The sequence below is a fragment of the Ammoniphilus sp. YIM 78166 genome (assembly GCF_004522215.1).
In the GTDB taxonomy this organism is placed as follows: Bacteria; Bacillota; Bacilli; order Aneurinibacillales; family RAOX-1; genus YIM-78166.
This window is the reverse complement of the sequence record NZ_SDLR01000009.1, coordinates 69,679-89,548: the sequence shown is the minus strand read 5'-3', so window position 1 is coordinate 89,548 and position 19,870 is coordinate 69,679. Positions and strand designations below refer to the sequence as shown.

Annotated in this window: 22 protein-coding genes; 21 read left to right on the top strand and 1 reads right to left on the bottom strand. The window is 46.3% G+C overall.

All coding sequences use genetic code 11. The features are described from left to right. Window positions 1-89: 89 nt before the first annotated feature. Window positions 90-986, bottom strand: a complete 897-nt coding sequence (locus EIZ58_RS28550; RefSeq protein ID WP_134704390.1) for a LysR family transcriptional regulator — start codon at window positions 984-986, stop codon at window positions 90-92. Between the two features lie 334 nt (window positions 987-1,320). Between EIZ58_RS28550 and EIZ58_RS28545 the strand changes: the two genes are divergently transcribed. From EIZ58_RS28545 to EIZ58_RS28445, 21 genes are all read left to right on the top strand, one after another. Further along, window positions 1,321-2,601: an aromatic ring-hydroxylating oxygenase subunit alpha gene (locus EIZ58_RS28545; RefSeq protein ID WP_134704389.1), complete on the top strand. Its 1,281-nt coding sequence runs from the start codon at window positions 1,321-1,323 to the stop codon at window positions 2,599-2,601. 4 nt (window positions 2,602-2,605) lie between these two features. Next, window positions 2,606-3,094 carry an aromatic-ring-hydroxylating dioxygenase subunit beta gene (locus EIZ58_RS28540; RefSeq protein ID WP_205672387.1) on the top strand — a complete coding sequence of 163 codons (489 nt, stop codon included), beginning with the start codon at window positions 2,606-2,608 and terminating at the stop codon, window positions 3,092-3,094. 21 nt (window positions 3,095-3,115) lie between these two features. Next, complete coding sequence (locus EIZ58_RS28535) at window positions 3,116-4,006, top strand: VOC family protein (protein WP_134704387.1); 891 nt, start codon at window positions 3,116-3,118, stop codon at window positions 4,004-4,006. Between the two features lie 69 nt (window positions 4,007-4,075). Then, on the top strand, window positions 4,076-5,311 hold the full coding sequence (locus EIZ58_RS28530; RefSeq protein ID WP_134704386.1) for a benzoate/H(+) symporter BenE family transporter: 1,236 nt from the start codon (window positions 4,076-4,078) through the stop codon (window positions 5,309-5,311). A gap of 37 nt (window positions 5,312-5,348) precedes the next feature. Next, window positions 5,349-6,353, top strand: coding sequence for an amidohydrolase family protein (locus tag EIZ58_RS28525; protein WP_134704385.1), 1,005 nt, complete (start codon window positions 5,349-5,351; stop codon window positions 6,351-6,353). 471 nt (window positions 6,354-6,824) lie between these two features. Then, the gene (locus EIZ58_RS34620; protein ID WP_240689448.1) at window positions 6,825-7,121 is read left to right on the top strand and encodes a riboflavin kinase; all 297 of its coding nucleotides are present in this window, start codon (window positions 6,825-6,827) and stop codon (window positions 7,119-7,121) included. 227 nt (window positions 7,122-7,348) lie between these two features. Beyond that, on the top strand, window positions 7,349-7,582 hold the full coding sequence (locus EIZ58_RS28515) for a hypothetical protein (RefSeq protein WP_134704383.1): 234 nt from the start codon (window positions 7,349-7,351) through the stop codon (window positions 7,580-7,582). Continuing rightward, the gene (locus EIZ58_RS28510; RefSeq protein ID WP_134704382.1) at window positions 7,569-8,132 is read left to right on the top strand and encodes a nucleotidyltransferase family protein; all 564 of its coding nucleotides are present in this window, start codon (window positions 7,569-7,571) and stop codon (window positions 8,130-8,132) included. The genes EIZ58_RS28515 and EIZ58_RS28510 overlap by 14 nt, the downstream gene beginning before the upstream one ends. A gap of 454 nt (window positions 8,133-8,586) precedes the next feature. Next, window positions 8,587-8,805: a hypothetical protein gene (locus EIZ58_RS28505; protein ID WP_134704381.1), complete on the top strand. Its 219-nt coding sequence runs from the start codon at window positions 8,587-8,589 to the stop codon at window positions 8,803-8,805. A 487-nt stretch (window positions 8,806-9,292) separates the two neighbouring features. After that, on the top strand, window positions 9,293-10,864 hold the full coding sequence (locus EIZ58_RS28500) for a BCCT family transporter (RefSeq protein ID WP_134704380.1): 1,572 nt from the start codon (window positions 9,293-9,295) through the stop codon (window positions 10,862-10,864). A gap of 24 nt (window positions 10,865-10,888) precedes the next feature. Next, entirely contained in the window at window positions 10,889-11,278 is a 390-nt protein-coding gene (gene pcaC, locus EIZ58_RS28495; protein WP_134704379.1) for a 4-carboxymuconolactone decarboxylase, read from the top strand. A 50-nt stretch (window positions 11,279-11,328) separates the two neighbouring features. After that, complete coding sequence (locus EIZ58_RS28490) at window positions 11,329-12,054, top strand: GntR family transcriptional regulator (RefSeq protein ID WP_240689447.1); 726 nt, start codon at window positions 11,329-11,331, stop codon at window positions 12,052-12,054. A 214-nt stretch (window positions 12,055-12,268) separates the two neighbouring features. Beyond that, the gene (locus tag EIZ58_RS28485; RefSeq protein WP_134704377.1) at window positions 12,269-13,399 is read left to right on the top strand and encodes an LLM class flavin-dependent oxidoreductase; all 1,131 of its coding nucleotides are present in this window, start codon (window positions 12,269-12,271) and stop codon (window positions 13,397-13,399) included. Between the two features lie 35 nt (window positions 13,400-13,434). Continuing rightward, complete coding sequence (locus EIZ58_RS28480) at window positions 13,435-14,013, top strand: amino acid synthesis family protein (protein WP_134704376.1); 579 nt, start codon at window positions 13,435-13,437, stop codon at window positions 14,011-14,013. A gap of 1 nt (window position 14,014) precedes the next feature. Then, on the top strand, window positions 14,015-14,818 hold the full coding sequence (locus tag EIZ58_RS28475) for an alpha/beta fold hydrolase (RefSeq protein WP_134704375.1): 804 nt from the start codon (window positions 14,015-14,017) through the stop codon (window positions 14,816-14,818). Further along, window positions 14,806-16,290 (top strand): aldehyde dehydrogenase, encoded by a 1,485-nt coding sequence (locus EIZ58_RS28470; RefSeq protein ID WP_134704374.1) that lies wholly within the window; start codon window positions 14,806-14,808, stop codon window positions 16,288-16,290. The genes EIZ58_RS28475 and EIZ58_RS28470 overlap by 13 nt, the downstream gene beginning before the upstream one ends. Before the next feature lie 18 nt (window positions 16,291-16,308). Next, window positions 16,309-16,842, top strand: coding sequence for an NADPH-dependent FMN reductase (locus EIZ58_RS28465; protein WP_134704373.1), 534 nt, complete (start codon window positions 16,309-16,311; stop codon window positions 16,840-16,842). Window positions 16,843-16,869: 27 nt separating this feature from the next. Next, window positions 16,870-17,862, top strand: a complete 993-nt coding sequence (locus EIZ58_RS28460; RefSeq protein ID WP_134704372.1) for a 3,4-dihydroxy-2-butanone-4-phosphate synthase — start codon at window positions 16,870-16,872, stop codon at window positions 17,860-17,862. Then, window positions 17,859-18,110 carry a hypothetical protein gene (locus tag EIZ58_RS28455; RefSeq protein ID WP_134704371.1) on the top strand — a complete coding sequence of 84 codons (252 nt, stop codon included), beginning with the start codon at window positions 17,859-17,861 and terminating at the stop codon, window positions 18,108-18,110. Before EIZ58_RS28460 ends, EIZ58_RS28455 begins: the two co-directional genes overlap by 4 nt. Further along, window positions 18,101-19,528, top strand: coding sequence for an aldehyde dehydrogenase family protein (locus EIZ58_RS28450; RefSeq protein WP_134704370.1), 1,428 nt, complete (start codon window positions 18,101-18,103; stop codon window positions 19,526-19,528). The genes EIZ58_RS28455 and EIZ58_RS28450 overlap by 10 nt, the downstream gene beginning before the upstream one ends. Window positions 19,529-19,552: 24 nt before the next feature. Then, entirely contained in the window at window positions 19,553-19,819 is a 267-nt protein-coding gene (locus tag EIZ58_RS28445) for a YciI family protein (protein WP_134704369.1), read from the top strand. The last annotated feature ends 51 nt before the right edge of the window (window positions 19,820-19,870 follow it).

Genomic DNA, 19,870 nt, shown 5'->3' with positions numbered 1-19,870 from the left:
TTTGGGGAGGGTAGAATAAAAAACTGAAAAAAACTCCAGGTATTCTCGTAGAGCCGAGATTTACCTGGAGTTTTTACGCCTACAAAGGCTTACAAAATATAGGCTTCCGAATGTTTAGTGATCTGATTAGAAAAGGTAGACACAAAGGCTTTGATCCATTCTGTACGTGAGGAACCGTTTACATAGACCGCCATGATATCCTTTGGCATATGGTTGAGCAAATCATAATCCAATAGTTTCAATTCCCCTTTTTCCACTTCTTCAATTAGCCCAAATCGAGGGAGGATGCTGAACCCTATCCCTTCCTTTACAAACCGCTTCAGCATTTCGAGGTTATGAACTTCGAGGCATTTGAGATCTTTGACTCCCACTAACGATTCTTCAATCCTTCTCCACATCTCGATATTTCGGCAGTAATGAATCATGGTTTGACCGTTCAGGTCTTTCTTCGTCACAGAAGTCTTGGACGCGAGCGGGTGGCTAGGGGATACAAACACCACCATTTTATCTTTATAAAGATAGTCTAGGGTGAGGGTTGGGTCGTATACAGGAATACGAATAAAGGCTAGATCGATCTTTTGATTCTTCACTTGGTCCCCTAGGCTGATCGAATCATGTCCTTCGATAATCTGGATATAAACGTTATGTTTGTTCGTAAATTCCTGGACCGCTTTGCAAATGACCTCATAGGGAAAGCTTGGCCCAAAGCCAATAATGAGTTGTTCTTGGTTAATGGATTGAATCGCTTCTTTGGCTTCTTCCGAGTAAAAGATGATTCTCTCTGCATAGTCTAGCAGCAATTTTCCTTCTTTCGTCAGAGAAAGTTGTTTGCCTTGCTTATCAAATAACTGACAGGAAAGTTCTGTCTCCAGATTGCGGATTCGAGCCGTAATAGCTGGTTGTGTCAGGTTGAGAATTTCACTAGCTTTCGTAAAATTCATGACCTTAGAAACATAATAAAAGGCATGCAACTGATCGTAATTCATTCCAAATCCTCCTCTGCTTACATCGATTGAGAGAGCGTATTGAATAAAAGTTTTCTTCGAAAATATTCAAATTACAAAAAATATTGTGATTAGACCTTACAGCTCTTAGGGTGATACGATAATCACCAGAAACGGAACGAAAACAAGGAGGTGTAAGCGTTTAATTATGAGAATCAAAATTAATTTTAGTAAATTATGAATAAGAGGTCAACCAAGTGAAAAGATCTTTATGGTAACCGGTGATTTCCAGTAAAAACATTGATTGGACATGTTCACAAATTCAAGCAAAAATAAAATTATTCAATTCTACTAAAAATTGGGGAGGTACATATTCATGGTTGATGTGAAGCAATTGGTTATTGATAACCAACAAGAAAACAAGTTTAAAGTTCATCGAAGCACCTTTGTGGATCCGGAAATCTTCAAAATGGAAAAAGAAAATATTTTCTCAAAATGCTGGATCTATGTGGGTCATGAATCCGAAATTCCGAACGCTGGAGATTTTGTCACACGCAAGGTAGCAGGTCGCGCCCTTATTTTTTCTCGGGATGCCAAAGGTCAATATCATGTTCTTTTAAATACATGTACGCACCGCGGCGCGTTGGTTTGCCGAGAAGAAAAAGGGAACGCTAAAACCTTTGTCTGCTGTTACCATGCCTGGTCCTTCAAGAATGATGGCGAGCTGATCGGCGTACCGCATCGGGATGCGTATGGGGAAAATTTCGACCGTTCGGAATTCAACTTGCACGAGCCGAAAACGGAAAGCTATAAAGGTTTTGTGTTTGTAAACTTTAACCCCCAAGCTGAATCACTAGAGGAGTATCTCGGGGCTGCTAAGGAATATTTGGATCTAGTGGCTGACCAATCGCCTAGTGGCATGGAAGTCATTGGAGGAACTCATAAATATAGTATAAGAGCGAACTGGAAGCTGTTAGGCGAAAACAGCATTGATGGCTATCACGCGGCCCACAACCATAAAACCTACTTCACGTTTTTAAAAGATTTGGACCTGGATGTTTCTGCCGGTTTAACCGATGGAGTCGGTAAATCGTTGGGGAATGGACATACCTTGATGCAATACAATGCCCCTTGGGGACGGCCGGTAGCGAAGTGGACGCCGATCTGGGGAGAGGAAGCCAAATCCGAGATTGAAGAAATCAGAAAAGAGCTAGAAGAACGCTGTGGTCCGGAAAAAGCGAAGAAGATGGCGGAGAGCAATCGGAATTTATGGATCTTCCCGAACTTAGTTATCAACGACATCATGTCCTTAACCATTCGAACGTTTGACCCGATCGCCCCTGATTACATGGAAGTAACGGCCTGGGCTATGGGACCTAAAGGGGAAGCGGAAAACTTGAGAGCAAGAAGATTGGATTACTTCTTAACCTTCTTAGGTCCTGCTGGCTTTGCGACACCGGATGATGTGGAATCCTTAGAGGTTTGCCAATTAGGCTTCAGCACAATGAAGGAAGTGCAATGGCAGGATATATCCCGAGGAATGCACCGAGAACAGCCGCTTTCCACCGATGAATTGCAAATGAGAGGATTCTGGAGACAATGGGTGAAGGTCATGGCTGGACAGGAAGAAGATGCTAGAGTGCTTATTAATCAATAAGGAGATGAAGAAGATGAACTTTTCCCGTGAACAAATTGAAGATTTCTTGTATCTGGAAGCTGAATTGTTAGATCAAGCTCGGTTTGATGAATGGCTAGACCTGTTGACGGAGGATGCGACCTATAGCATCCCTTCTACGGATGTTCCTGACGCTTCCCCTCGGCACACCTTATTTTTAGTATCGGATGATCGCATACGTATTGACTCCCGTGTGAAGCGATTAAAAAGCGATGATGCCCATGTGGAGTATCCCAGATCAAGAACGAACCGTAATATCAACAACGTACGGGTGGTTGAGCGTTCGGAAGATTCGTTGCTGGTTCGTTCAAACTTTATCGTTTATCGCATGAGATACGGGAACATGGATGCGTATGTAGGGAAGTATGAGCATCGTTTGGTAGAACGCGATGGCCAGCTTAAGATTGCGGACCGCAAGTGCATCCTTGATCTGGAAGCGCTTAGACCACATGGCAAAGTCAGTATTATTTTATAGTCTGAAGGGAGATGAGGAGACATGTTACGATATAAAAAACTCGGGTATGTAGCCCTGAATGTAACGGATCTTAAGCGTTCGAAGGATTTTTATCGAGACCTCGTAGGGATTCAACCAGTGGACGAAAGTCGTGAAGATATCGCTTATTACCGCACAAGCAGTGATCACCATAACGTCATTCTATGTCAAGATAAGGAGCCGGGTTTACGTCGGATTGCTTTGGAAATGGAAGATGCGGATATGTTGGAGACCGCCTTCGAACAATTTACGAAAGCAGGCCTGAATCCAACCGAAGTGTCGAATGAAGAAGCGAAGCAGCTGAACCAAGGGAAAACGTTCCGTATTCAGGATCCTTTCGGTATCACGTTTGAATTTTACTCGGATATTGTGTACTTGCCTACGGAATTCCAGCCTACTCACACGAATATCCTTCGCTTGGGACATGTGGTCTTAAAGTCGAAGACGATTCATGAATCGGTAAAGTTCTATAATCAAGTCATGAATTTTAAAATCTCGGATGTGGTGGATGATGGCATCGGCGCGTTTATGCGATGCTTCCCGATTTCGTATCATCACTCCTTCGCGGTCTTCAGGGGAGAAGAGCATGGCCTGCATCATGTGAATTTTATGGTCAATGATATCGATGACATCGGAAAAGCGAGAAACCGCTTTATCCGACATGATGTTCCGATCGTCTTTGGACCTGGTCGACACACGCCGTCCGGCGCGATCTTCCTCTACTATTTGGATCCAGATGGCATGACGGTCGAGTACAGCTTCGGCATGGAGGAATTCCCTGAAGTAGGAGCCAGAAAGCCTCGTTTGCTAGAAGCTAGCCTAGAAACGATTGATATGTGGGGTGGGGTCGCAGATCCTCGATTGGCTTCGATGGGCAGTGTCGGAGGGAAGTAACGGGAGAACGGAATAGCAAAGAGAGGAGGAGACCATTGAGCGGTCTCTCTCTCTATTCAAGGAGAAAAAATGCCTATCTTAAAGGAAAGAGAGCTCGACCAAGGGAATATCAAGTTGGATTTACGACAGTACTTTACGATCCCGAACGTATCCAATGGATTCGTGGCATGGCTTTTCGGTGCGACAGGCCCGTTGTTAATTGTCTTGCAAGCGGCGGAAAAAGGCGGACTGAGCGCTGATCAAATCTCGTCGTGGATTTTCTCAATCTACGGCATGGCCGGGATTCTATCGGTGATCCTATCCATCTATTATCGGCAACCGATTGCCATGGCTTTTTCCATTCCAGGCGCCGTTTTGGTTGGTACCGCTCTTGCCCAGCACTCCTTCGAAGAGGTGATTGGGGCCTATATGGTGACAGGGATGTTGATCCTTGTTTTAGGGATGTCGGGAATTATTCATCGCATGATGATGTTTTTGCCTGTACCGATCATGATGGGCATGGTTTCCGGCGTTTTGCTGCCGTTTGGTATCGATATTTTCCGATCAGTTTCCGAGAATGTTTGGCTGAATGGGATCGTCTTGGCGGTCTTTCTACTCATTCTTAGCATGAAAAGCTTGGCCACCAAGTTTCCACCTATTTTGGGTGCGATCGTGGCGGCCGTGATTCTTCTTCCCATGCAGGGTTCCGTTGATAGGCAAGAGTTGTCTGTCTCGCTGGTTAAGCCGCTCTGGTTTACCCCTGAGTTTAGCTTGGCAGCGATAGGGGAGCTCGTGATTCCCTTAGCTTTGACCGTGATTGCCATTCAAAATGCCCAAGGATTTGGATTGATGAAAGAGTTGGGGTATCAGCCTCCTGTGAATGCGTTGACCAATTGGACGGGGATTACTTCCATTATTAACGGCTTTTTTGGCGGGCATTCGGCCTGTATTGCCGGACCGATGACGGCAATTATTGCATCCGAGGAGGGAGGACCCAAAGAAGGGCGTTTTGCGGCAGGAGTGATGCTCGGCTTCTTTATGATTCTATTTGGTCTTTTTGCCCCTATGGCCGCAGTCATTACGCAATGGATTCCTTCCTCCCTCATCAAGCTCTTAGGTGGTTTGGCGATGCTGGCCGTCCTTATGAATAGCCTGCAAGTCTCGTTTTCGGGACGATTTAAGCTGGGCGCCATCACGTCGTTTTTGATTACCATTTCAGGATTTCAGTTGCTCCATATTGGGGCGCCATTTTGGGGGTTGGTCGGGGGGCTGCTGGCTTCCTGGATGGTAGAGCGAGAGGAGTTTCGCAAGGGAACTTATAGATAAAGAGAAGAAAAAAAGAAGAGGTTAGGAGAAAACCACGATGCCAAAAACGATCAAACGAATTGATTTTCATACACATATTCTTCCACCCGAGCTTCCGGACCTGGGTAAACGCTATGGAGGAGAACGCTGGCCCAGTATCGTGAGAGTGAACGAACAAACCGCTCATATTATGGTTCAAGGAAACGTCTTTCGAAAAATAGGTAGCGACACCTGGGATCCGGCCAAAAAAATAGAAAGAATGCAGCTAGACGGGGTGGACATGCAGGTCCTGTCACCGATTCCAATTGGCCTTTGTTATTGGGCACCTGTTGAAGGGGCAAGAGAAATGGCCCGTTTGCAAAATGAGTATAACGCAGATCTGGTGAGGCAACATCCTACTCGCTTTATTGGATTGGGAACGGTCCCGCTACAGAATGCCGAAGCGGCCATTGAAGAAATGGACTACTGTATGCACAAGCTGGGTCTCAAAGGAATCGAGATCGGCTCGAATGTGAATGGTCTGGGATTAGAAGACCCAGCACTCTCTCCTTTCTTTGAGATGGCTGAGCGCTGGAATGTTCCGCTCTTTATCCATCCGTACGACATGGTAGCCAAAGAAAGAACTGCCAAGGCGGGTCTGACCTATACCGTAGCCATGCCATTGGAATTAGGCTTGTCGGCGGCTAATTTTATCATGAGCGGAATGTTTGAGAAGTTTCCAAAGCTGAAAGTCTGTTTGGCCCATGGAGGAGGGGCGCTTCCTTTTATCCTGCCTCGGATGGAACAAGGCTGGCATGTATTCCCTGACACCAGAAAGACCCCTTATCCGCCTAGCCATTATGCCAAGCATTTCTATTACGATGTTCTGGTCTATGACTCGATGAACGTAGACTACTTGAATCGACTTGTAGGCCATGAACGCTTGCTGATGGGTACCGATTATCCTTTTGCCATCCAAGAAACGCCACCGGGTAAATCGGTTTTGGAAACGGAGAGTTTAACGGAGGAACAAAAAACGGCCATCATGGGCGGAAATGCGATGGAGTTCCTGCAAATCTCTTAAATCGATGGAAAGGGGATGAGGACCATATTAAAGGTTTGTAAAAATCACGTGACTGAAGGAATAAAAGTACTTTCGGCACCTCATGTTGCCTTCTTGCCCCAGCATACGACTAAAACATGCTTTTATTGCAATCAGCCAGCGACGATCAAGTTATTTCTTCCGTTTAAAAAGACTGCGAAAACAGTGTAAGTGTTTCAATTGCCGCTATCTCTTGCTTCCCTGTTCTAGCAGGTAGGCGAGAGTATGGGGGAATTGATTCTCCACAAAGAAATGAACCCCACAACTCCATCCCTATCAGGGAAGAATGAACAGTCTTCCCGTTTTTTTTTGCTATACGATATCTACAACTTAATGACTTGGAAGAAAAATGGTAAAATATGTGTAAGAAAGAGGGGCACTTATGCGTATCCCAGATGATTCAAAAAAGTTAGACCGACGATCCAGCAGGATAAAAACCAAGTCCACTATGAGGTGCACATCTTTGACTTTGATGAAATGATCTGTGGAGAAAGCCTTGATGTAGAGGTTTGCTTTTTTGTAAGAGAGGAAATGTCCTTTTCTGGTTTGGAAGGGTTGGTATCGCAGATTAACAAGTGGATGTATTCGAAAAAGAACCCCTTCCCTTGGATCATCCCTTTTTTAACCATAAAAAACGTTGTTACCTTACCGCATGTAGGGTCTGCAACGTTAGAAACTCGCTATAAGATGGATGATCTTGCAGGCAAGAATTTGATCGCTGCGGTTAATCAGTCAGCAGCCAATGGATAGGGATTAGAGAAATTCATGGATTGGGCATCTATCGGGACCAGAACCGCGGTGCAGTGTGGGATTAAGCATTAATTTAGATGGACACGGTGAGTCATTGAGGCTCATCGTTTTTTTGGGAATGGGTAGAACGATTTGTCGACAGATGGATTCGATAGTTGTTGTTTATGGAATAAAATTACAGTATATGGTATAATGGCTTCAACTTATTACTAAGGAGATGTCCCTCTTTGCAAAAGTTGAGTTTGGATGATCTCAATCAATGGATAGGTAAACGTCAGAAAGAAGTAGAGCGAACCCTAATAAGAAACCGTGGTACGGAAAGACCCATTCGTACAAGGGAAAGAGATAGCGATGAAGTGAAAATTCTTGACCATCTTTGTAAACAAAAATGGGAAAAGGCAGAAAAAGAAGGAAAGATAAAATATATAACCGAGCGAGTGTGGTTCTATGATTTCGATTGAGGAAGCCAAGCTTAGTCTTTCTCACTTAAAGGGGAAAAGTAAGTTTGAAAAAATGGTCCAAGTAAGTGCCATTCTGACGAAGCTCCTTGAACCACATAACATTAATCCGGTTATCGTGGGTGGACTGGCTGTTGAAATTTACACTCGCAGCGAATACACCACAGCCGATATCGACATGGTATTAAGTCGCCGTGATCTAGCTAATGATATTTTACTTCAGCTTGGATTTAAACGTGAGGGTCGTCATTGGTACCACGATGATCTTCTCGTTAGTATTGAAATTCCCGGCGATATGCTGGATGATGCTGATCTGAGTAAAGTAGTTGAATTACAGCTGAAAGATAATTTAAAGGTGTATGTCATTGGAATTGAAGACATCATCTTAGATCGCTTAAGAGCTTGTATCCATTGGAAATCGACTTCCGATTGTGAATGGGGAAAACGACTTTTGCTTCTTCATTATCAAAGAATCGATTTGAAATACCTAATGGAGACCTCGAGAAAGGACTCCACCCAAGAGCGGCTGCAGTCGTGGCTAGATCAGATATGAGAAGTGTGTGTTTACTTAAAGTATAGTTAAATTCTTTTTTATTAAAATTAATCTAACAATCGTAATTGAATGCTTGTGTGCGGATTCAAAGTGAAGAAGGAAAAGGAACTCTTGTTGAAATACCGAGCCTATGCGTATGTTGGCTTGGTTTTTTTGCTGTGTAGATGACCGAAAGAAGGAAAACCATCGCTATAAGCGATAGCTCTGTCTTACAGTTTAAGGGCGAAGATGTACTTTTGTTTAGCTTGATCTTCGTTTGAAGTGATCCAAAATTCGGTGGTGTAATTGTTGTAACCGCTACCATGTCTACTTTCCCATACGTAAAAGGCGAGTGGCTAAAAGAAGGGGGCCTTCCATTCGGAAATTTCATTTTGGGATACGGATCCGCAAGAGCTAGTCTATTACGATAAGGTGGTTGTCGACGATTTCGAACATGTAAGTCATCACGGAGTTGATGTCAGTTATCGAGCAGTTCGGAAAGGAAGATGTCCATGAATTGGGGAAAATTATCGTTGGCAAACTGGCAGGCAGAGAATCCAACCAACAACGGATTTTATTTAACCCTATCGGAATGTCCATCCATGATGTTTCGGAAGCCTATCGTGTGTATCTTAACGTTGTGAAATTAGTACGTCAAGACCTTGCCCTATGGGAACACCCACATTGGATATAAAAGAATAGAAAAGAAGCGGGGGATAAAAAATGACTCATTCTATCACGGCAATCTCCTTGTTTTGGCTATTTGTTCCTATGGTTCTATTGATGATTCTATTAATCCTATCCCTATAATTGCATCTGTTACATCGATGCTAAAAGTGAACTATGGGAGTGTTCACCACGTCATTTGGATGGATCGAGTTCGTCTTCTAGTCTATAAGGATTAGAAGACAATCCCTTTTGTTATTTGGAACTATTAATTATAATAATCAGACTATATCCTCCTTTTCAAATAATAAAATATTGACACAACTTAATTAATGGTTTAAATTTAAGATACTAACTTGCATGGTACATGCAACATGGTACTGAAGGACAAGAAATAAGCATTGAGGCCCAATAACCACTTTGTATTTTTAGGAGGGGATATGATTTAACCAGCTTATAAGGCGATGAACTCTAGTTTCAATACCAAGTAATAAAATAAGGGAGGAAATATCAAAATGAGAGAGAAATGGGAAACCGTGAGTAAGAAGATTGACTGGCCTGTTTTTAATATCAGCGGCGGATTGTTGTTGCTTTTTGTCATTCTTTCAATCGTCAATGTGGAAGCGGTTTCTAAATTTGTGAGCACAGGTTTTGATCTTTCCATCCGATATTTTGGAGCTTACTGGCAATTGCTATTATTGGCGACGTTCGCGGTAGGGTTAGGTTTATCTTGCTCGAGGTATGGAAGAGTCAAGCTGGGGAACTTGGCTAAGCCAGAGATGAGCAGGTTTAAATGGGTTTCTATTATTGTGGTTTCAGGGTTGGGAGCTGGCGGTGTGTTTTGGGCGGCAGCGGAACCAATGTATTATTTCATGGATGTTCCTCCGATGCACCAGGGGATTGAATCGGGTACCCAACAAGCCATCGCACCGGCATTGGCTCAGACGTTTATGGATTGGGGCTTCACGGCCTGGGCAGTATACGGAGCGATCAGTGCGGTAATTTTCATGTACGCTCATTATCATAAGGGGATGCCTTTAAAACCAAGAACTTTACTATATCCTATATTGGGAGATAAGATTCTTACGAGTAAATGGGGTACAGTTGCGGATTCAGTTTGCATCATTGGAGCGGCAGCCGGAACCATCGGACCGATTGGATTTCTTGGATTGCAAGTCAGCTATGGTCTCAATTCCTTATTTGGAATTCCGGATAATGGGATCACTCAAGCCCTAATCATTATTGGCTTAATTAGTGTCACTGTCTTCTCCACCGTAACAGGGATTGATAAAGGAATCCAGTGGTTCAGTAAATTAAACGTCATTATGGCCGTCATTATCGCCTTTTTCATCTTACTATTTGGACCCGGTGGTTTTATTATTGACTCGTTTGTATCTTCATTTGGGTTTTATGTAAGCGAGTTCATTAACATCAGTACGTATCGCCAAGATCAAGGCTGGCTGGGCTGGTGGATGCTGTTTTTCTTTGGCTGGTTTATCGGCTTCGGTCCGATGGTGGCCATGCTGGTTGCGAGAATCTCCAGAGGGCGCACCGTAAGAGAAATTTTCCTGGCTGTTGCCGTGATTTCATCCTTAACAACAAACTTTTGGTTTACCGTAGTAGGGGGTTCCGGAATCTTCTATGAAATGAACAAGGCGGGATCCGTCAGCGGACCTTTAAATGAGAATGGGCTCCCGGCTGCGATCATTGCCATTGCCCAGCAGATGCCGCTTTCCGCGATCATGCCGATCATTTTCCTCATCTTAACCATTCTCTTTGTAGTTACCACGGCGGATTCCATGTCGTACACCCTAGCGATGGGGGTAACGGGAGAAGGGGACCCACCAGCATTTACGCGTGTCTTTTGGGCCGTGCTGATGGGCTTTATCGCCATCATTCTAATCAACATTGGGTCAGGGGGTATTAATGCGCTTCAATCCTTTGTGGTTATAGCAGCTGTGCCGGTATCCATATTACTGCTTCCTTCCTTGTGGCATGCCCCGCAGCTGGCGAGGAAATTGGCCATCGAACAGGGAATCGTCGAAGCAGAACATTTAGATGTAAAAGATAAGGAAATCGTATTATAAATTCAACTTTAAGGAGTGGGGAGAATGACTTCCAAAAGATTTGAAGAAGGTTTAGAAGTCCGCCGTGCGGTTTTGGGCTCGGAGTATGTGGATCAATCATTGAAAAATGCAACCGATTTCAATCGGCCGATGCAGGAACTGGTTACCGAATATTGTTGGGGGGAGGTCTGGACCCGACCAGATCTTTCGAGAAAAACCCGCAGCATGATTAATTTGGCTATGCTAACCGCCCTCAACCGACCGCATGAGATTAAGCTGCATGTTCGTGGAGCCCTCAATAATGGTGTGACAAAGGAAGAGATCCGAGAGGTCTTTTTACAAACGGCTATTTACTGCGGTGTTCCTGCGGCGCTAGATAGCTTCAGAGTGGCCCAAGAAGTCTTTTTGGCCATGGAAAAAGAAAAGGAGGAATAACGATTGACTCCAGGTTGGAATGAAAATATCATGAATAATATAACTTTATTTTGGTATGGTACATGGTGTATGGCAGAGAAGGCAGAGAGGCAGGTGGTATCATGAATCTTTCCGTTTCCACCGAAAGTATTCATACGCAAGTAACAAACGTACTCCGCAATGCAATCGTATCCGGAGAGTTTGAATTGGGAGAAAAGCTTTCTGAAACTGCTCTGGCGCAGAGGCTAGGGGTAAGCAGAACTCCGGTCCGAGAGGCTCTCAAACAGCTTCAGCAAGAGGGGTTAGTGGAGATTATTCCACGTGTTGGAACGTGCGTGACGAAGCCAACGGAAAAGGAAATTGTGGAATTGTTTAAGTTGAAGGAGTCGTTGGAAGGTCTTGCGGCCGGTTTGATGGCGGAAAGAGGCGACATTCCGGAGAGGACGGAGCTTATCCGTGCGTTCAAAAGCATGGAAGAAGCGGTAGGTAAGGGGAATATTGATGGTTATGTAGAAGCCAATGACCGCTTTCATGAAGCGATACTCAAAGGATCGGGAAACAGCAAGCTCCTTTACCATTTTAATTTACTGATTAATCAGCTTCCGTATAAGCGATTTGTTTATCTAACATTAGGGCAGCCCGAACGCTTGCAAAAATCGGTCGAAGAACACCGAAAAATTGTGGAGGTGATCCAAAATCAGGATATCCAAGGGGCGGAACAGTTGATGAGAGAGCATGTGAAGGCAAGCGGGGTTAAACTCATCCAAATCATGAAGGCAGAGCTGTATAACAAGTAAGGTGCCTATAAATAAGGCTCTTGGCAGGGGAATCGACAGTCAGCACTCTGCCAAGGGAAGTATTTTCAATTAAAGTTTTTTGATAATAACAAAGATATTGACAGATGGAATTGAGACCGTTATCATAGACCTATAAACGTTCCTTGTATGGTACATGGTACATGCAACGTGCAAGGGATACGGTAGGGATTAAATTCAGAAAAGGGGTATAAAGATGAAATTTGGAATATTTGCAAACTTGGCGGGTCCTGGCAGACATGAAGAATTCGCTCAGGTGCTAGATGAAGCGAGAGAGCAAGCGGTGTATTGCGATCAGGCCGGTTTTGATTCGATATGGTATACGGAGCATCATTTCGGCCATGAGGGTTACGAGCTGGTGCCGAATCCGATCATGATGGGTGCCGATATCGCGGCCCGTACGAAGAATATCCGCATTGGCCAGGCGGCCAACATCATTACCTTCTGGCACCCGCTGCGTTTGGCGGAAGATATCGCCTTTCTTGACCAAATGAGCAAAGGGCGCGTAGAGGTAGGGATCGGACGTGGACTGTATGGCCGCGAAGCGATGAATCTTAATCAGCACGCGGATCCTCGAGATCAGGAAAAAAACCGCGCCTTATTTGAAGAAACGTATGAAATCTTAAAGAAGGCTTTATCGGAGCGGTTCTTTTCCCACCAAGGAGAATTCTATCAGTTTCCAGCTGCCGGATTGAAATGGAATCACCCCTTAAGCCCTCAAACTCCGGACTACATGGATATGGAGAATGGCGTGATTCAAAAGATGTCGATCATGCCTCCGCCTTACCAGAAGTCTCATCCTCCACTCTGGCAGGTAATCGATACGCCAAGGTCGATTCAATGGGCTGCGGAGCATCAAGTAAACGGCATGTTCTGGATGCCAACGGTGAAGGAATTGAAGCCTCGTTTTGAACTCTACCGCGAGACGCTTTCGAAGGCGAGAGGCTCGCAAGCTGAGCTGGGTGAAGGGCTTGCCTTAGTCCGCGATTGCTATGTAGCCGAAACGATGGAAGAAGCCCGCCGAGATGCAGAGGAGGCGGTTATGCATACCTACCGCTGGATTTGCCACTGGAGAGGGTTAGGTAATTTGCTCGACCCGGGTGAAGAGTTAAAGCCAGGAACGGAATTAAGCTACGATTTCTTGCACCCTCGGAATCTATTGTTCGGTACACCGGATTATGTTGCCGAAAAGATTCAGGAACTGAAGGAAGAGTTAAACATCAAGAATCTATTGCTTTGGACTAATCATGGAAGTTTGTCCCATGAAAAGATCATGCGCAGCACCAAATTGTTTGCCGAAGAGGTTATGCCAAGATTTAAGTCCTAAGAAAACATCACACATATATGAGAGGAGACAGGAATATGTTGAACATTCGCAAGGTGTATACGTTTGTAGAGGAAACTTGGTCTGAGGGAGGAAGAGAACTAGAGGTCCCGATTCGCAATATCGCCACTGTTGCGGTCTTACAAAATCCTTGGCACGGACGAGGCTTCGTGGAAGACCTGAAGCCGGAAATTCTAGCTTGCGCTCCGGATTTAGGCGATGTGCTAGTCAAGAAGCTTTTTGAGGTCATCGATTCTCCGGACGAGGTGGAGGCATTTGGAAAGGCGGCTGTCGTTGGGGTGGATGGAGAGATCGAGCACGCTTCCGCTCTGATCCATACCTTCCGATTTGGAAATAAGTTCCGCGATTCTGTACAAGGAACAAGCATTCTTACCTTTACGAATAAGCGAGGAGGCCCTGGTACTTATGTAACGCTTCCGCTGGTTCACAAAAATGATGAATCCAAGCGTTCTCATTATATTACCTTCGATGTGAATATCCCAGATGCCCCGCGTGCAGACGAAATCGTCGTCGCGATTGGTGCCTCTACAGGAGCGAGACCTTTCCCACGCATCGGCGATCGCCATCAGGATATGGCAGAAATGGGTCTGAAATAATATGGAGAAAACCACTCACTATCTTGAAGCAGGGAAAGGCGAACCCCTTATCCTGATCCATGGTGTCGGGTTAGACTCCACCATTTGGGCTCAGCAGATGGAAGCATTGTCCAAGGAATACCGGGTAATCTCTTATGACATGATGGGGCATGGCCTGTCGGCCAGCCCTCCCGGTCCCTATCACATCCATCAATTTGTGAAGCAATTGGATCATCTGCTAGCGGATTTAGCCATTGAGAAAGCCCATATCGTAGGCTTTTCCATGGGAGGGTTGGTAGCTCAAGCCTTTGCGGCACAGGTTCCGGAAAAGGTAATCTCGCTCGTGATTGTCAGTTCCGTGACCAATCGAACGGGCGAACAGCGCCAGGCGGTTCTCTCTCGAGTGCAAGAAGTAGAACAAAAAGGTCACCTCACCACCATTGATGCCGCCATTCAACGATGGTTTACTACCGACTTTATGGATGAATATCCAGAAGTGATTCAAAGGATTCGCCACCGCTTGCAGTCTAATCAGCCTGATGCTTACTTGGCGGCCTATCGCGTGTTCGCAACAGCGGATGAGGAGCTTTATCCGCAGCTTCCCCAGATTTTATGTCCCACTTTAGTCGTTACAGGGGAGTTGGATGGAGGATCCACCCCTGAGATGGCAAGGATCATGGCGGAGAAAATTCCCCATGCCCAGGTCAAGGTATTGGAAGGCATACGGCACATGCTTCCGATTGAGGCGGTTTCGCAGCTGAATCAGATCTTGCTTGATCATTTACAAACATGTAAAGGAAGAAGGGAGTCAACATGGCTGAGCTGAAAAAGTATCGAATGTATATCAATGGGGAATGGGTCGAATCGAGTAGTGGAGAATATTTTGAAAGCTATAATCCCGCAACCGCAGAGCCCTGGTGTCTTGTAGCCAAGGGAACGGAAGCGGATGTGGATCGGGCAGTCCAAGCCGCACAAGATGCTTTCGAGCATGCTTCCTGGCGTTCCCTCACCTACACCCAGCGAGGAAAATTATTAAGGCGATTGGGCGATCTGATTGCCGCCCGAGTAGAGGATTTGGCCGTATATGAAACGCTGGACAATGGGAAATTGATCCGGGAAATGCGCGGACAGCTGCAGTATCTGCCGGAATTCTTCTATTATTACGCGGGATTGGCGGACAAGATCCATGGGGAAACGCTCCCCATCGATAAACCCGATATGTTTGCCTTTACGACGCGGGAACCATTAGGCGTTGTAGCCGCGATTACCCCTTGGAATTCCCCGCTATATCTCACAACCTTAAAGCTGGCACCTGCCTTAGCGGCTGGAAATACGATGGTCATTAAGCCTTCTGAGGTCACCTCGGCTTCGCTCCTGGAATTGGTTCCGCTGATTGAAGAAGCCGGATTTCCGCCTGGGGTCGTAAATGTGGTGACGGGATTCGGTGATCCCGTGGGAAGCGCGCTGACCAGTCATCCTCTGGTTCGACGAATCGCGTTTACGGGGGGAACCGAGTCGGCGCGGCACGTGGTCCGCAATTCCGCTCAGAACTTTGCCCGTGTGACGTTAGAGCTTGGGGGAAAGTCTCCGAATATCGTATTCGATGATGCCGATGCGGATAGTGCGGCCATGGGGATTATCGCAGGGATTTTCGGTGCCGCAGGACAGAGTTGCGTCGCGGGCTCCAGGGCTTTTCTCCAGAAAGGCATATATGACCGGGTTTTGGAAAAAGTTGTGGATCGCGCCTCCAAGATTGTCATTGGCGATCCCCTAGCTCCTGAAACGGAAGTGGGACCTCTGGCCACCGAGGGTCAGGTGAAGCGGATGGAATATTATGTGCAAGCTGGCCATGAACATGGGGCGCGCTTGGTTTACGGAGGGAAGAGGCCTGAGGCGCTGAACAAAGGCTGGTATTTCCAGCCCACGATCTTTGAGCATACCGATACGAAGATTCGCATTGCCCAGGAAGAAATATTTGGCCCCGTCCTGACCGTGATTCCTTTTGAGACCGAAGAAGAAGTGGTTCGGATGGCTAACAGCACCAACTATGGTTTAGCCGCTGGAATTTGGACCAATCACTTAGCGAAAGCTCACCGCGTAGCGAAAGGTGTTCGGGCAGGAATCGTCTGGGTGAATACGTATCGCAGCATTTCTCCTATTGCCCCGATCGGAGGCTCTCACTGGAGCGGCTATGGAAGGGAAAGCGGTTACGATGCTATTTATGAATACACGGAAGATAAAGTGGTTTGGATCAACACGTCGTCGGAACCGATGCCAGATCCGTTCATTATGAGATAAAGAAGGGGAGGAAGGAATATGAAAGTATTGGGGATTTCCGGTACGATCACCGGCTCGAAAACACGGGTGGTAGTTCAAAACTTATTAGAAGAAATCAAGAAGGACAACGCGGATATCGAGGTGCAATTTCTTGATCTGAAGGAGTATGACGTCCAGTTTTGCGATGGGCGGGATCCAGCTACCTATACGGGGGATACAAAGAAAGTGATAGATTTGGTATCTTCTGCTGATTTCTATGTGATCGGGACCCCGATTTTCCAAGGATCGATGACGGGAGCATTGAAGAATCTGTTTGATTTAATCCCGCCGCAGGTGTTTCGCAACAAGGTCATGGGGTTCGTGGCGACGGGGGGAACCTATCAGCATTATCTGGTCATTGAGAACCAGCTAAAGCCGATTGCCGGATATTTCCGCGCTTTTGTGGCACCCGGTTATGTTTATGCTCATAATGACCATTTTAACAAGCAAAATGAATTGACAGACCCGGATGTGGTAGAACGTGTCAAGCAACTTGCGCAGGAAGTCGTGCATATGCAGCGAGCCTTAAAATAAGTCGAAGAGGAAGGGGGAAGGAGTAGCATGATCACCAAAACAGCGGGACGGGCACTTCACGTCATGAAGGAGGGAGAATTGGTCCTTCTCATTGACGACGTAAATACAGGGGAGGGTAAATTGGTGGGAGCTGCCAGCCAGGTCACTCCCCAGCAGGTCAATCTCATGACGAAAATCGGAAAAGGATTGGTTTCGGTCTGCCTGACGGAAGACAAGGCCAGGAAACTAGAGCTTCCTCTGATGGTTGTTCCTTCAGGAACGAATGCCTATGCGAAGCCTTTTACCCTTTCTATCGACTATAAGACCAACACAACAGGGATTTCCGCATTTGAACGGGCGGATACCATTTCGGCTCTTACACAGGAGGAAGCCCTAGCAGAGGACTTTCGCAGACCCGGACATCTTTTTCCCTTGTTAGGGAAAAATAACGGATTATTAGAAAGAGTCGGCGTGGTGGAAGCGGTGATTGATCTGGCAAGAATGGCTTCTTCTTTGCCTATCGGCTACTGTTGTGAGGTCTTGAATGCAAAGGGTGAAATGGCGTCTGTTGCCGAGCTCCAAAAGTTATCGGCGGAATGCGGCATTCCTATTCTACATGTAAGCGAAGTGGTGGAGATGAGAAAGCAGGATACATTTGGTACATTGAAAGGTCAGGTCATCTATGGAAATCAATTGGGGCGGAGGATCGGCTTTCCTACGGCAAATTTGGATATCCAATCCGAACAACTCCCTCTGTCAAACGGTGTCTACGGTGTAAAAGTGACTTACGGTGAGCGGTCATTTGCCGGGATCATGAACGTCGGGGTGCGTCCGACCATCCAACAAGATGGAACGCAGGTTCATTATGAAGTACACATATTTGACTTTAATGAAATGATATACGGCGAATGGCTTGTTGTAGAGGTGTGTTGCTATGTCCGAGAGGAGATGTCCTTTGCCGGTTTGGAAAACTTGATCTCGCAGATCCAGAGAGATGTGGAATACGTAAAAGGCTCTCTATTAATCGGAGCAGCGGTATGAATATAGAGATAGATGTTCAAATGCCGGACCTCTCGTTCATCCGCTTATGTGAGTCCCGGTATGGTGTTAATCGAGGGGTGTATAACGCCATCGATCAGTGGTTTTATGAGCAGGGATGGATCGACATCGTAAATCGTCGCAAGACGATTCTTTCTTTTTTGGCTCGACAGGCTCGTCAGCCCTTTGGACATGGTGGTTTATCTAGCAAACTGCAGGAATACTGTAATTTAAAAGGGGAATGTTCATGAAGAAACACCTATTCATCAATGGCGAGTGGCGGGAAACCGAATCCTATAGCTCTTTGCGCTCACCTTATTCCGGGGAAGTGATTGCAGAAGTCGCGGTGGCCACGGAGAAAGAAACCCAAGAGGCGATCGAATCCGCCTACCAGGCACGAAACGAGATGGCGAAGCTGCCGGCACATCGTCGCGCTCAGATTCTCGAAACCCTATCCCGTTTGCTCGAGGAGCGAGCGGAGGAAGCCGCACAGCTGATTGCTCTAGAGGCAGCTAAACCGATTACCACCGCAAAAGCAGAGGTATCACGTACCATTGAAACCTATAAATTTGCCGCCGCGGAAGCGAAGCGCATTCATGGAGAAACCATTCCATTGGATGCTGCACGGGGAGGAGAAGGGCGAGTAGGCTATACAATCAGGGAGCCAATCGGCGTGATAGGCGCTATCACACCTTTCAATTTCCCTATGAATCTCGTTGCCCATAAAGTAGGACCTGCGATTGCTGCTGGGAATACCCTCGTATTGAAGCCTGCTTCTCAAACTCCGTTATCTTCCTTCTTTATTGCAGAACTGCTGCAGCAATCTGGCTTGCCTAAGGGGGCGTTGAACGTAATCACGGGGAGCGGTCGAGTGGTTGGTGATCAGATTGTAGTGGATGATCGGGTCAATATGATCACTTTTACCGGCAGTCCGGCGGTAGGCATAGGAATTCGGAACAAAGCGGGATTAAAGCGGGTAACCCTAGAGCTTGGTTCCAATGCCGCTGTGATCGTGGACAAGGGAGTAAACATCGATAGAATTATTTCCTGCTGTGTTACGGGGGCGTTTTCCAATCAAGGCCAGGTTTGCATTTCCTTGCAGCGCGTTTATGCTCATCGGGAGGTTTACGAGGAATTTGTAGAGAAGTTTATCGCAGCTACGAATCAGCTTAAATTGGGCAATCCGCTCGATCCGGAAACAGATGTATCGGCGCTGATCTCTCCAGGCGAAGTGGACAGAACGCTTCAATGGATTGAGGAAGCGAAGCAGGGCAGTGCCATCGTGGCAACTGGAGGAAAGGCAGAAGGCAATATCCTTTATCCAACGGTCATTTTGAACGCTGATCCATCGCTGAAGGTATCTTGCCAAGAAGTGTTTGCTCCGATTGTTCTCGTGAACAAGGTCGAAACCGTCGAAGAGGCGATGGATTTGGTTAACGATTCTCGCTATGGATTACAAGCCGGCATTTATACTGATAACGTGCATGTGGCTTTGGATGCAGCAGAAAAGCTACATGTAGGCGGCGTCATGATCAACGATATCCCGACGTTCCGTGTCGATCACATGCCATACGGAGGGGTAAAGGAAAGCGGATTTGGCCGAGAAGGGTTGAAATATGCCGTGGAGGAAATGACGGAAATGAAGCTTGTAGTCTGGAATCGTAACTAGTCTGATTCGAAGGAGGAACCCCCAATACCTTATTATACAGCCATGTTGCATATGCTTGATGCAGAAAAAAATAAGGAAGTTTTGCCGCGCCACATTGCTTATCTTGATCAATTGGATCAGCAAGGAAAAATCTTTGGCCGAGGGCCCTTCGCGGATGGCTCCGGTGGCCTAGTCATCTACATCGCCGACACACGGGAAGAAGCGCAGGAGATGGCTGAAAATGACCCGCATGTGCTCGAGGGAGTTCGCAGGTTAGAGCTGAAAGAATGGAACGTGCTAAGACCGCGATAAGTTTGACAAAAAGTAAAAACGACAAAACAGAGCATCCCTATGGAGGGGTGC